Source organism: Mesorhizobium sp. WSM4837 (genome assembly GCF_055811435.1).
In genome coordinates this window covers 1-12412 of record NZ_JBVVQE010000023.1, presented here as the reverse complement: position 1 = coordinate 12412, position 12412 = coordinate 1, and the positions used below count along the sequence as shown (strand labels likewise).

15 protein-coding genes and 1 tRNA gene are annotated in these 12412 nt (G+C 62.9%); 3 read left to right on the top strand and 13 right to left on the bottom strand.

What is annotated here, in order from left to right; translation table 11 throughout:
* Nucleotide 1 precedes the first annotated feature (1 nt).
* The gene (locus tag AC0L3D_RS15570; protein WP_128246067.1) at nt 2-1165 is read left to right on the top strand and encodes a M20 aminoacylase family protein; all 1164 of its coding nucleotides are present in this window, start codon (nt 2-4) and stop codon (nt 1163-1165) included.
* Between the two features lie 89 nt (nt 1166-1254).
* On the opposite strand, the gene AC0L3D_RS15565 is transcribed toward AC0L3D_RS15570, so the two are convergent.
* Both AC0L3D_RS15565 and AC0L3D_RS15560 read right to left on the bottom strand, forming a co-directional pair.
* Nucleotides 1255-1395 (bottom strand): glycine zipper domain-containing protein, encoded by a 141-nt coding sequence (locus tag AC0L3D_RS15565; RefSeq protein ID WP_287238213.1) that lies wholly within the window; start codon nt 1393-1395, stop codon nt 1255-1257.
* Between the two features lie 79 nt (nt 1396-1474).
* Nucleotides 1475-1774 (bottom strand): DUF768 domain-containing protein, encoded by a 300-nt coding sequence (locus AC0L3D_RS15560; protein WP_023797167.1) that lies wholly within the window; start codon nt 1772-1774, stop codon nt 1475-1477.
* 234 nt (nt 1775-2008) lie between these two features.
* Here AC0L3D_RS15560 and AC0L3D_RS15555 point away from each other — a divergent pair.
* Nucleotides 2009-2085 (top strand) — tRNA-Arg (locus tag AC0L3D_RS15555).
* Nucleotides 2086-2222: 137 nt separating this feature from the next.
* The gene (locus AC0L3D_RS15550) at nt 2223-2387 is read left to right on the top strand and encodes a hypothetical protein (RefSeq protein ID WP_473644921.1); all 165 of its coding nucleotides are present in this window, start codon (nt 2223-2225) and stop codon (nt 2385-2387) included.
* A 37-nt stretch (nt 2388-2424) separates the two neighbouring features.
* On the opposite strand, the gene AC0L3D_RS15545 is transcribed toward AC0L3D_RS15550, so the two are convergent.
* From AC0L3D_RS15545 to AC0L3D_RS15495, 11 genes are all read right to left on the bottom strand, one after another.
* A complete protein-coding gene (locus AC0L3D_RS15545; protein WP_473644919.1) occupies nt 2425-2763 on the bottom strand; it encodes a hypothetical protein in 339 nt (112 codons plus the stop codon).
* Nucleotides 2760-3086 carry a hypothetical protein gene (locus AC0L3D_RS15540; RefSeq protein WP_473644918.1) on the bottom strand — a complete coding sequence of 109 codons (327 nt, stop codon included), beginning with the start codon at nt 3084-3086 and terminating at the stop codon, nt 2760-2762. The genes AC0L3D_RS15545 and AC0L3D_RS15540 overlap by 4 nt, the downstream gene beginning before the upstream one ends.
* Complete coding sequence (locus AC0L3D_RS15535) at nt 3083-3250, bottom strand: hypothetical protein (protein ID WP_473644916.1); 168 nt, start codon at nt 3248-3250, stop codon at nt 3083-3085. The genes AC0L3D_RS15540 and AC0L3D_RS15535 overlap by 4 nt, the downstream gene beginning before the upstream one ends.
* 835 nt (nt 3251-4085) lie before the next feature.
* On the bottom strand, nt 4086-4733 hold the full coding sequence (locus AC0L3D_RS15530; protein ID WP_473644914.1) for a hypothetical protein: 648 nt from the start codon (nt 4731-4733) through the stop codon (nt 4086-4088).
* A gap of 1 nt (nt 4734) precedes the next feature.
* Nucleotides 4735-5415 (bottom strand): hypothetical protein, encoded by a 681-nt coding sequence (locus AC0L3D_RS15525; RefSeq protein ID WP_473644912.1) that lies wholly within the window; start codon nt 5413-5415, stop codon nt 4735-4737.
* On the bottom strand, nt 5412-6227 hold the full coding sequence (locus tag AC0L3D_RS15520; protein ID WP_473644910.1) for a hypothetical protein: 816 nt from the start codon (nt 6225-6227) through the stop codon (nt 5412-5414). The genes AC0L3D_RS15525 and AC0L3D_RS15520 overlap by 4 nt, the downstream gene beginning before the upstream one ends.
* Nucleotides 6220-6672, bottom strand: coding sequence for a hypothetical protein (locus tag AC0L3D_RS15515; RefSeq protein ID WP_473644908.1), 453 nt, complete (start codon nt 6670-6672; stop codon nt 6220-6222). Before AC0L3D_RS15515 ends, AC0L3D_RS15520 begins: the two co-directional genes overlap by 8 nt.
* A complete protein-coding gene (locus AC0L3D_RS15510) occupies nt 6672-8435 on the bottom strand; it encodes a hypothetical protein (RefSeq protein WP_473644906.1) in 1764 nt (587 codons plus the stop codon). Before AC0L3D_RS15510 ends, AC0L3D_RS15515 begins: the two co-directional genes overlap by 1 nt.
* Nucleotides 8436-8464: 29 nt before the next feature.
* Nucleotides 8465-8806 carry a hypothetical protein gene (locus tag AC0L3D_RS15505; protein ID WP_287306040.1) on the bottom strand — a complete coding sequence of 114 codons (342 nt, stop codon included), beginning with the start codon at nt 8804-8806 and terminating at the stop codon, nt 8465-8467.
* Complete coding sequence (locus tag AC0L3D_RS15500; protein WP_473644904.1) at nt 8803-11694, bottom strand: phage tail tape measure protein; 2892 nt, start codon at nt 11692-11694, stop codon at nt 8803-8805. Before AC0L3D_RS15500 ends, AC0L3D_RS15505 begins: the two co-directional genes overlap by 4 nt.
* Nucleotides 11695-11730: 36 nt before the next feature.
* The gene (locus AC0L3D_RS15495; protein ID WP_473644903.1) at nt 11731-12225 is read right to left on the bottom strand and encodes a hypothetical protein; all 495 of its coding nucleotides are present in this window, start codon (nt 12223-12225) and stop codon (nt 11731-11733) included.
* Nucleotides 12226-12412: the final 187 nt, after the last annotated feature.

The window sequence follows — 12412 nt, the reverse complement described above, 5'->3', positions numbered from 1 at the left end:
CATGCCGATCCTGAACCGCGCCGCCGAAATGCAAGACGAGGTCGCCGGCTGGCGCCGCCATCTGCACCAGACGCCAGAGCTGAATTTCGACGTCTTCGAGACCGCCGCCTTCGTCACCGAGAAGCTGCAGGCCTTCGGTTGCGACGACGTGGTGACCGGGCTCGGCAAGACCGGTGTCGTCGGCATCATCCGCGGCCGCCTGGGCGAAGGCACGAGCATCGGCCTGCGCGCCGACATGGATGCGCTGCCGCTCAACGAGATCACCGGGAAACCCTACGCCTCGACCATTCCGGGCAAGATGCACGCCTGCGGCCATGACGGCCACACCGCGATGCTGCTCGGTGCCGCCAAATATCTTGCCGAGACGCGCAATTTCGCCGGCTCCGTCGCAGTGATCTTCCAGCCGGCCGAAGAAGGCGGCGGCGGCGGCAACGAGATGGTCAAGGACGGCATGATGGAGCGCTTCGGCATCTCCAAGGTGTTCGGCATGCACAACATGCCGGGCCTGCCAGTCGGACAATTCGCCATCAAGCCGGGCCCGATCATGGCGGCGACAGCCGAATTCACCATCACCGTCAAGGGCAAGGGCGGGCATGCGGCGATGCCGCACGGCACCATCGACCCGATCGTCATCAGCAGCCAGCTCGTCGGCGCTCTGCAGACGATCGCCTCGCGCAGCACCGATCCGGTCGAGGCTGTCGTGGTGTCGGTGACGAAATTCCACGCCGGCGACGCCTACAATGTCATTCCCGAAAGCGCCGAGATCGCAGGCACCGTGCGCACGCTGAAGAAGGAGGTCGCCAGGAAGGCTGAGCAGCGTGTGCGCGCCATCTGCGAGGGCGTGGGCGCGGCCTTCGGCGCAACGATCGAGGTCGATTACAAAGCCAATTATCCCGTCACCTTCAACCATCCGGAGGAGACGGTCTTTGCCAGCGATGTCGCCGCTGAAATCGCCGGCGAGGCACAGGTGCAACGCGCCATCCAGCCGGTGATGGGCGGCGAGGATTTCTCCTACATGCTGGAAGCGCGGCCGGGCGCCTTCATCTTCATCGGCAATGGCGACACCGCCGGTCTTCACAACCCTGCCTACGACTTCAACGACGAGGTCATCCCGCACGGCATGAGCTATTGGGTGAAGCTCGCGGAGACGGCGCTGGCCGCATAAAACCGCCCTGCGGCTTGATCCGAGAGGTGCGCCGTGATTTGGGATGGCTACAAGGCGGTCGGGCCCGGGACGTGGCGATGCTCCGATCGTCACTTCCGACCGGACCGCCTCCGCGCAAGACCCAGGGCAATGCCCAGGGCGATACCGATTCCGATACCCGCAATAATATTGTCCAATGCGACGCCGATAGCCACGCCGATCACGACGCCGAGTGTGATGGTGTTTGGCATCTATCATGCCGGGTCATGTAGAGTGGAAGGGGAGAGCCGCAACCGCTGGTCGGCTGCCATCCGATGTTGCCTGGGACCGCTACGGCCCGCTCTTCGGGTCGTCGACCTCCAGCGCCTCCATGACGGGCGCCAGATCACTCTCTTCGGCCGGATCGGCAGCCGGCGGCTGTTCGCCTGTCCTGGCCTTGCTCAGAGCTTTCTCAATGGCCTCTTCGATGTCGCCGATCTCGTCTTGGCGCACCTCGTGACCATAGCCGGCCGCGTCGGCATCCTGCTCGAATTGCTGAACCAGGACGGCCACGCTCACTTCGCTTTCCGCGGGCAGGTTACCGACGTTCTCCTGCAGCCAGGTTTCAAAGAACTCTTTCGTAGCACTCATGCGGCATCTCCTTCGGCACACTAAAGCGCGGCGGTGGTCCGAAGTTCCGCTGTTTTCGGCTCATCTTTGCGGTCCACACTCGTGGTTCAATCGTAGGCTGACGAGGATGCAATTTCGAATTGTGAGCAGAAGCCTCTCGACGGCTATGCTTCATCGGCCATTGTCGAAACCGATTGATTGGGTACAGAGCGCCTCTTGGCGAAACGATCCGAAGCGGTTATGTGTCGGCCGCGTGGTCCCGTAGCTCAGTAGGATAGAGCGGCAGATTCCTAATCTGTAGGTCACAGGTTCGATTCCTGTCGGGATCACCAACAAAATCAGATACTTACGTTTGATTTTCTCGGTGCTCATGTCGCGCCATGTTGCAATCTGCTACCCTTGATTTACAATGGTTTGCGCAAGGTGACGGCAACTCCACGCGACATGAACGCGACACGGGGAGAACATCATGGAACGGGTTTTCGACGATCTGATTGATTCTCTCGGCCCGCGGCCGGAACGGCATTGGCGCTCCCTTGCGAAGTCCTGGGCGCTTCGCTTGGCGGGAAATCTCATGACCGGCATCGCGATCGGTGTGGGGGTTGCGGTGGGGATGATGGCTATCGCAGGCTGAGCCCGCCGCGCCGCCCTCGCGACGGCGGGGCTGCCCGTCATGACCAGGTATCGGTGATGGTGCCGTCCTCGGATTTTCGCCGATGCATGGTTTTTGCTGATTGCCCGAAGTACCTTGTTATGGCGACAAACTCTGCCTGGTGATCGAGATTAGTTCCCCATTTTCCCCCGTGCAGGGCCTGCATCGCGGCCGCCAGTTCAGCGATCGCCAGCTCTACACGTTCGTGAGGGTCCGGATCGCGAGCGGTGGCCACCAGCGCGCGCGGAAGGTCCGCGCTGATGTCCGGAGCCTGCGTAGCCGACAACGCGTGTCCTGGGCCCGCGCTGGCTGGCAGAGCTGCCATCGCGGCGATGAGGGTACGTCGGTTGATGTTCATGATGCTGCTGCTCCCACAATGGCCTTGATGTCGTCGACGATGCTTTTCAGGATTTCAATCTCCAGGTCCTCGGCATCGGTGTAGTCGCGGTCACGAACCCTCGCCTTCACTGCCAGACCCTCCAAGCTCTCTGCCCGGGTCCTCATGACACGATCGCGGGCGCGGACAGTCGCCGCGGCCTCTTTCGCCTCCTTCTTCTCCGCCTTTACACGGCGGGCCGTGGCGGCATCCCATCGATCGGCCGCTGCGTTGAATTCTGCCTCGAGCCGCAAGAGCTTCGAGTCGGGCCCGCCTTTGGGCTGGCCCATCTTGGGGATTTTCATATCCGGCTCTCCTCGAATTGGGCGCCTGGAAAGAGCAGGATCAGTTCAGTCCAGCGCATGGAGATCCGCCAGCGGACAGAGACGCCGGCATAGCGGCGTCTGCTTCGGTTCGGCGGGTCGACGGGCACGGCTTCTCCAGCCGCCGGAACACGGGGGTTCGGCATGGAAATTACTCCGTTGATGCATTCGTATTGACATGATACGAATAGCTCACCTTAATCCGAACGTCAACACTTTTAGCTAAAGTTGATCCTAATGGACAAGCCGACAGGCCGACAGATTGCCGCCGCCCGCACTCTCCTCGGTATGACGCAACCTGAACTGGCCGAGCGATCGAGGGTTTCGGTCCCCACCGTTAAGCGCATGGAAGGCAGCGATGGGCCGGCTGTCGGAATGGCAAACAACGTGGACGCGGTATGTCGCGCCCTCGAATCCGCCGGCGTCGAGTTCATCCCGGAGAACGGCGGCGGCGCCGGCGTGAGGCTTCGCAAGGCTTGACGCGCGCCGTACGGCCGATCTATCTTGCCCGCTCCAGGCGCCTTACACCCCTCCGCGACCACCGACCTAAGCGGAGCACTTGACGCCCTTCCGCGCAACTCTGCGCTGCGCATCGCATCGGGTCGCTTCAACAATGGAGCGTATGATGCAATTCGAGAAAATCCCCGCATGGTTTGGCAAGCCTCTAACAGCTGCCGAACAAGAGTTCTTGCGCCGGCAGGCGGAGAACGCCAATCGAGGCATGGTCGGGAAGAACTGATCCTGAAAAGGCGGGGCGCGCGGCGGCTTTCTATCGGCCGTCGCGCCCCCACTCGATCGCCGACGGCCCTGGTGGCGGAAAACTTTTCCGTTGCCTCGCCTTTCACCACCGCGGGCAATAATAGGGAAAGGAAAGCCGGAATTTCGAAATCGCAAAAACGCACGACAAATGCCCTCAGCCGTCCCGCATACACTGTTGGCCTATCCGAAGAACCTAGAGCCGGGGGTGGGGGTGCGGTGCGCTCAAGCCGCGGCCCGCGCGGCCCTCATGTAACGATGCGCCGTGTTCTCACTGATGCCCGACTGCTCCCTTAGCCAGGGCCCGAAGTGGCCCCATGGGAGCTCGCCTTTCTTGGCGAGCAGCTCCCGGCCGAGGGCGATCTTCTCCGTGGCGGTCAGGCGGGCGCCGCGCTTGAAAAGTTGCCGGCCCTTCTCAACCTCGCTCTCATTCGCCCGGCGTACCGCCACTGGCCCGGCCTGGCGGCCTGTGAGGCTCTCCCGCATCCGACGAGCCTGCAGATAGAGCATGCCGGCCAGGGCATGGCGCTGCGGGACGATCGAGCGGAGCTCGTTGGCGATCGCCATTAGCGGCCCGAGCGGCATCTTGTCGAACATCTCCAGAAAGCCCGTCGCATCAGCCTCTACGAGGTCGGCGCAAGCGAGCACCAGATCGCTGATCGCCCACAGCGAAACTTCGTCGATCAGAGCCTGGTTGCCCCGACCCTCGGCCAAGATGCACAACACCATGCGGGCGTGCGCCTCGCCATGCTTGTCAATGATGCGCCGGATCGTGACCACAGCCCGAGTTTGACCGGGTTCCGGATACGTGTGCCGGTCAACGATCTCGACGCCGAACTCGTCGCACAAAGCTTTGACGCAAGGATCGATCAATCTAGAGACCTGCGAATGAAACGAGCGCCAGCGAGCCGCCTGTCGTCTGGCTGGTCTCCGCGGTGACGCTCACCGTCGATGCGCTGTCGATCACGCTGCCGGCGGTCGAATGCCTTTCGTTGGCGAATCCGTTCGGATCGAGATCGGTGATCTCCGCAAGGTTTGTCCAGGCGACCGTGGCGTTCTTGTTGTTTCCGCAAAATGCAGCCAGCACGATCCCCGCCGCGTCGGCATCGACTGACTTGTTGAACGTTGTGCCGAAACCGCCGGTGTCGACCAGGGTGTCGCTGTCGAACACGCTTGCCGCGACACCGCGCAGCGCCAGGATGGCGGTACGTACGAAAATGTTGGTGGTCGAGACCGTGAGCACGACATCGCCGCTGGCGCCGGTCGGCAGCGCAAAGAAATAGATCGCGGCCGAGCGGCCCGTATTGGTCCTGGCGCCAAGTGTGGCTGCGTTGCCGGCGATGGTCACGCCAGTGACCTGGTGATCGGCACCGGCCCCGGTGGCCAGCACGGCGATGATCCGCGTCGCGTCTTCGGCGCCGAAATTGACCGCTACAAGCGTCTTGGTCGTTGATCCGACAGCCGGGTCCTGCCGCTGGTCGACTAGCTCGATCGACCCAGGAGGCTCCGGGGCCGGCGGCCGTCTTCTCTGACTCGCGATGGTGCCGAGCATCATGGTGTGACCTCTATCCGTTTGCATAAAACCCATAGAAGATGCGGCGTTGCCGTCTCGCCGGACTCGCCGGGTCCGACCAAGACTATGCCGACCGAAACGCCGGCTGGAGTAAACGGCACCGCCCTCGCGCCGAAAACCTCATAGTCGGCGCTGCCATAGGTGACCGTCACCCCGGAGACGATCGCGAATTCGCTGTGGACTGCGGGAGCCTCATACGGCGCGAGATACGTGTAGAGGCCGCTTCCCGGCTGCAGCTCATAGCCGGCCGGCGCGCCAAATGTCGGGCCGAAGATGGAGGCGGCCGGCGCGCCTTGCTTGAAATTCAGACTTGGAAATCCGGGCACCGCGATCGGCAGGTCATCGCCTCCCGGATCGACCCATCGGCCATAGCTCGATTCGGTCAGACCGTGTTGGATCGAGGCAGCCTGCCACGGCGCGTAGGTCTGATGGCCGGCGCTGCCGTCCTCAAGATCGGGAAGCCCGTTGACCACGAAATCGTGTATCGGCCCGACCCATTGCTCCTCGTCATCCAAATAAACGCTTTCCGCCGATGGTGGCACGCCGGGGAAAACGACAGAGCCGCTGCGGTAGCGATATCGCGATTCCAGCAGCCATTGCGAATCGTAGCCGGTGGTCGGGGAAAGCAAAGGGCCAGACGGAGCGCTTTCAGGACCGCCCAGGCTGACCTCGACAGCCTCAAGCCTCAACGCGAAAGCGACATAGGTCTGCCGTTTCTTCCAGTGCACCCTGATGATCCGCTGAAAGGGATCTAGCTGGACCGGATTGGCCAGCGAACCATAAGCCTCAGCCACCGGACGGCTCCTTTGACCAATCGATGTGAATGCGGACGTATTCGCCGGTGGTGCGTTTCTGCAGCATGAGAACGGTGATGCGCTCCGTTTCGACCCAATTTTCCGGCTCGCCTTCCTGTTCGATACGGATGACCTCGACGGCGCGGTCGATGTAGTCGTAGTCGATGACGACAATGCCGTCTCCCGGGTCCTCGACCGGCTTCTCCGCTGGCCAGGTCACCGTTGTCCGCGGATTGGTCCGCTGCTCCGGTTCGGTCAGTGTGAACCGTGAGGCCTTGCCCCAACGAAAATCGGCTTCGCCGGAATTGTCCTCGGCCGGCACTTTTGCAAGCGCCCGCTTCAGCACCCGCTCGCCTGCGCCGGTGCGGCTGATGAGCTCCATCGTCGCGCCGCTGCCGTTGCTGCCGGCCCGCCAAGGGTTGTGAAATCCGCGAATGCTGACCATTAGGCGGCCTCGAGGTCGATGGTCTTCGGCACCATCAGTTGCGACACGGTGACCGGATAGAGCGTCTTGAACGGCGGATCGTCGCGGCCGATGGTGAGTTTCTTCAGGTCGAGATCGACCTCGGTAAACACCTGGTTCAGCGCCTCGATCGCCGCCGCCAGATCCGGCTTGAACGCGCTGAGCACCGCAGCTTGCGTCGGCAGCGGGTTGATGATGGTGATCTGCGTCACAAGGTCGGCGGCGCGCATGTCGAAGAAGTCGATGCCGTCGTCGACCGGCGGGATGGCGGAAAAATCCTCGTATGTGACCTGGCCGGCGATCGGCATCAGCGTGGCGCCGGCATCGTGCTGGTAGTCGGTATCGACATAGCCGTCGTCGACATAGACCGGATCGCCGGGCACCGTCGACACCGTGTTGCCCTTGCCGACCGTACAGCCGATGGTGACCGAGGCCAGCATGCTGCCGTTTTCGACTGTCAGCGAATAGCCAATCACCTTGCCCATTGCCTCGCCGCCCGGCAGCCTGGGATCAGCGATGCGGGCATTCTTGCGGCAGGACAGATCGACGCCTTGCGCGAACGGAACCGTGAACGACACGGCGACGGCTCTGCTGCGCTCCAGAATGTTGCCGCGGGCCAGCGCGATCAGATAGTCGAGGCTGCGCAAACCGCGCTCGGTCGGGAAATAGGCGCGGCGCCTGACATCGCCGATCGGTGCGGTGCCGGCGGGATGGTCGGTGTCGGCCGGATCGACCAGCTCGTCGGCATTGCCCGAAACCTTGATCGCGATCACTTCCTCGTCGCCAGGCTCGGTCAGCAGCGCCTGGACGTCTGCTTCAAGCGTGAAGGACAAAACCTCCTCGCGCGGCCGCGACACGTCGTAGGCGGCGTTGAGCACCGGCTTGATCGTCCAGATCGGGAACTGGCCGTTGCCGTTGGTCATGATCACAGTGGCGTAATCCTGCGTCACCGCCTTGCCGTCGGTTCGCAGGGCAGAACATGGTCCCCACGACCAGCCGCCGCCGATCGTCTTCTCCTCCTCCGGCCAGTCCAGCATCAGCCCGTCGCCGGTCAGCGTCTTGATCGCATGGTTGGAGCCGCTGCCGGCGGCCGCGAACGCGGCGAGGAGCTGCGGCGTGATGTCGACGACGCCGGCGGCGACCTGGTCCCATGTCACCGAAGCCTCGACGCTGACGGTGCGCACCGGCGGGCTGCCGAAGGCAATGTCGAGCGAATCGATACGGTCGCCGCCGCCGAAATCGACTAACCCGTCCTCGCCCGACAGCATGTCGGACACCGTCACCACGAGGCTGGTGCGGTCGACATGATAGAGCACGGTGCGCGCCTCGATCACCGCGTCGGGATCGTCGCGCATGTCTTCGCGCACCCAGATCGGGTCCCACCAGGGCGCCACCTTCATCGTCTCGGCCAGCGCCAGTTTTTGCGCATCGTAGTCGGCCGGCCGGGCGATGAAGTTCAGCGTCACCGCATTGCCCTGCGGCTGCTCGGGGACGCCGACCAGGCGACCGCGAAACAAAAGCTGCGCGCCTGCGGTCGGGTTCGATTGATCGAGCCAGGACAGCATCGCCCACTGCTGGCGGCCCGGCGCCAGCAGGCCGACGCGCGGATTCCTGACCGTGATGTCGAGAGTGGCGAAAGACCCTTCCTTGTGGGTCAGGCTGATGCCGATGACTTCCTCATCCTCGACCTGGTGTTCAAGGCCGAATGTGGTCTCGGTCTCATCGACCCATGCGAAGTAGAACATTCAAACTTCCTCCTCGAGATAGGCGGCGATCATGCGTCTGCCTTCCCGCCGGTCAGCACGGTCAGTGTCGGCCGAACCTCGCCGCCGGGGAATATGGCAATGACTTCGCGATCGATCAGACCTTGAATGAAGGGGCGGACCTGCTCGAGGATATCGCCCATGATCTGCTCGCCGTCGCCGCGCTTCATGGCGTCGGAAAATGCGCAGCAGATGAAGCCTTGGAAGTGCGCGATTGCCGCATGGGCTGGGTCGCAACCAGGTGCGGCAAGCATTTCAGAGGTGACGCCAGCCACGAAGGTCGCGGCGACATGCCGAGCCCACTCCTTGTTCTCGTCTTCGAACGGGCCTTTGTCGGGGTTCGGAAAGCTCATCCGCGCCTCGGCTTTCTGCCGGTGGTCAGCAGACCGCTCTTGACCGCAAAATTCTGCAACTTTCGCGCAACATGCGCTTCGCCGATCAGATCGAACACGTCGCCAGGGCCGAGACCGAAGTCGAGCCGCACAGTTGTAATGCCGGTCGCTCCACCGATTCCGGCCGGCGCGAGTTTGCTGACCATGCCGCCGTCCGCAAGCCTCGGGATCGACATCGATTGGTTGAACCCGTCGACAAAGCCGCCGAGCTTGAAGCCGCGCAGGCCTTTCAGGTTCGGGACGATGCCCTGATTGAGCAGGTTGAGGAAATCAACACCCAGCCTCTGCACGGCGCGCGCCTGGATGACGAACTCGCCGTTGCTGAGACGTGCCAGAATGCTGTCGGTCCTTGGTCCACCGGGCCCTCGGACAAAGCCGCCGCCGGCGAAGCCGCCCTGGGAACCGCCGGAAGACGATGCAGACGAGGATCCGGCGGCCTGCGCCCGTAGTGCAGATGCCGCCGCGGCTGCCGCGCGAAGCGAGGCAAGGATGCGAGCGATCGCCGACTGGATCTGAGCGGCCAGGCTAGTGACGATCGAGTTCAGATTGGCAAAGCCTCCCTGCAGCAATGCACGAATGCCGTTCAGGATTGCGGAGAACTTGCCCGGCAGCGTCTCGAAGGGCGCCACGATGGCCTCGGCGGCTTGCTGGGCGGCACCAGCGTCCAGACCGCCCAGCGCGCTATTGAAGCCCGCAGCGGCCTCCTGCGCGGCCGGCGCGATCTGCTTGATGCTGTTGGTGATGGTTTTGTCGATCGACGCGCTGGCGTCCTGCGTGGCCGCGCCGAGATCATCGACAGCTTTCTTGCCATCGTCGGCCGCCCGAGCAACGCCGTCGACGACATCGAAAACTTGCTTCGACAGTTCCCCGCCGCCGCCACGAACAACCGTGATCTGGTGGCCTAGATTCTCCACCTTGCCGGCAGTGTCGGCAGCAGCCGCGCCAACGTCCTTGATAGCAGCCGCGCCGGCCGCGGCGTCGGTGCGAAGGTCGATGATGTTGCCGACAGCCTTGCCGTCGATCGTGTTCTGGATGTCCTGGAGTTCGCGCATCCGCTGCGCAAGTTGGATGTTTGCTCTGACCAGCGCTTCCATCGCCGGATCGATGTCAACGCCAAGGCGCTTTTCCATCGGGCCAAGTGCGCTTTGGTCGGCGCTTAGTTTGACGGCGTCCAGCACCGCCTGCTGGTGCGCGACCTGTGCTTGTGCGTCGGCGATTGCTGCCTTGGCAGCATCGAGGTGCGCTTGTCCAAGCCGCTTCAGCGCACCCTCTGCGCCGGGTACACCGTTCTTGACGCCGGCAATGGCCGCGTTCAGATCGGCCAGTGCTCTCTGGTGCGCTGACGTTGCGGCAGCAGCGTCAAACTGCTTGTTCTTGATCAGCCCAAGCGCAACCTGGAAGACTTCGAACGCTGCCGCGAGCGCGAGAATGATCCGGGCCCATGGCGTCAGGAACAGCAGCGCGCCGCCGAGCAGCCTGAAGCCTCCGACCAGCGCAGCAACGCCCTGTAGCATCACGCCGAACGCCCGCGTCATCAGGCCAAGACCGAGAAGCAGCGGGCCGATAGCCGCCGCCAATCCGCCGATGATCGTGCCGAGCTTCAGCATCTCCGGGCTTACTTTGGCGAGATGCTCGGTCCACTCGGTCAGTTTGATGACGATGTTCGTCGCGAAATCGAGAAAGCCGGAATCGCCGATAGCGATGCCCAGGTTGTTAAACGCCTCGATCAGCTTACCAAGTTCCCCGTTGAAGCCCTTGACGCGTGTTGCGGCGATCTCGGCGGAATCCGTGTTCTTCAGCTTGGCCATCATATCGTCGATGCCCTTGCCGCCCTGCCTCATGAGAGCGATCGCCGTTCGAAGGGCATCTGTGCCGAAGATGGTGCTTACCGCGTCGTTCAGGTCTTCCTGCGACAGCTTGCCGAGCTTGGTCTGAAGCTCCTGGGCGATCTGCGACATCGACTTCATCTTGCCGGACGCATCGAAGAACTTCAGGCCCAATTTTTCCATCATTGCCGCGGCCTGTTTGGATTGCGGAACGAGACGGGTCAGGAAGGTCTTGAAGGACGTGCCAGCATCAGAGCCCGAGGCGAAGGAAGATGCCGTGGCGGCAATTACGGCGTTGAACTCTTCGAACTGAACGCCAAGCGCACCGGCCGCACCGCCGGCCTGGCCAATGGCGAGGCGGTAGTCGTCAAAACTCAACTTGGATTCGATGGTGGCGCCGGTGATCTGGTCGACGATGGCCGGAAGCTGCGAAGCGCTTAGCTTGAACTGGTTGATGACATCGCCGACGACCGACGCGGAGGATGCGAGGCCGGTATCGTTCGCAGCCGCGAGGTCGACCATCGCCCTGGCGGCACCGCCCATGATCGTCTGAAAGTCGAGACCGACCTTAGCCAGCTCAGTCATGCCTTCGGCGGCCTCGGTGGTCGAGAAGACCGAGGCAACGCCAAGTTCCTTCGCCTTGGCCCTGGCATCTTCCAGCGCAGTGCCAGCGACACCGGCATTGACGGCAAAGCTGTTCATCGCCTTCTGGAAATCGCCGGACACCTTGAGAATTCCAGCGCCAACGCCAACGATAGGGAGCGTCAGCGAGGTCGACAACGTCCTGCCGACGTTCTGGATAGCCTTGCCGGCTTCGTTGAACGACTGGGCAAGCGATTTGATCTGAGCCTCGGCCTGCTTCAGCGAATTGAAGAAACCCGGCGACAAGCCCTTCGTCTGGGCTGCCGCATCCTGCAGTTCCTTGAACGCCTTGCGGCCAGCGGCGCCGAATTCCTCAAGCTCGCGCTTGAGTTCCTTGCCGCCGTCCAGCTCTATGCGTTGTTTGATGGTTGTCTTGGCCATCTGTGCTTATCCTCTCGAAGCGGAAGTTGGAACTGGTCAGGCGTCGTCCTCTCGTTCGGCGCTACCAACAGGCTTGCCCGCTCGAACAGCCTCCATGACTTCGGCGAAGCGTTTGCTGAGACGTCGGCGAACAGCATCGCAGATGCCTTCGATGCGTGTTCTTTCGCCATGCTCTCTTGTGATCTGTGCCGGCAATCCAGATATCGCCGCGAGGAATAAGCCGCAGATCGTCTCCAGCGCGGCGAGCGCCTCGTCGAAATTGATCAGTGTCCGATCGCGAATGGCGATGCGCTGGGCGATCTCCTGCTCTCGGCGCTCCCGGAGCGTGTCTTTCAATGCCGGGCCAGCTTTCTCGACTTCCGCTCTTGCCTTCCAGCCTACAAACGCCTGGACGCATTCGCAGGGATCATACTGGCCGCGAGCCTTTCGCTTCAGAACACCTTGCTTTTCAAGGTCGCGGACCCAGCGATCGGTGATCCCGAGCAGCTTTCCGAGATCCTTCGCGCTGATCGTATCGGGGAGTTTGGCCATGGAAGCGGAAGTCCAATTCTGGAATCTTGAAATATGCTTATGAATCGCCCTCAGCCGTCCCGCATACAGTTTGGGCCCCCTGGAAGGACCCGATGCCGGGGGTGGGGTGGGGTGGGGGGGGGGGGGCGCCCCGCAGCGCCCCCCCCCCCCCCGGGCGGGGGGATGCCCGGCCCCCCCCCCCGGGAAA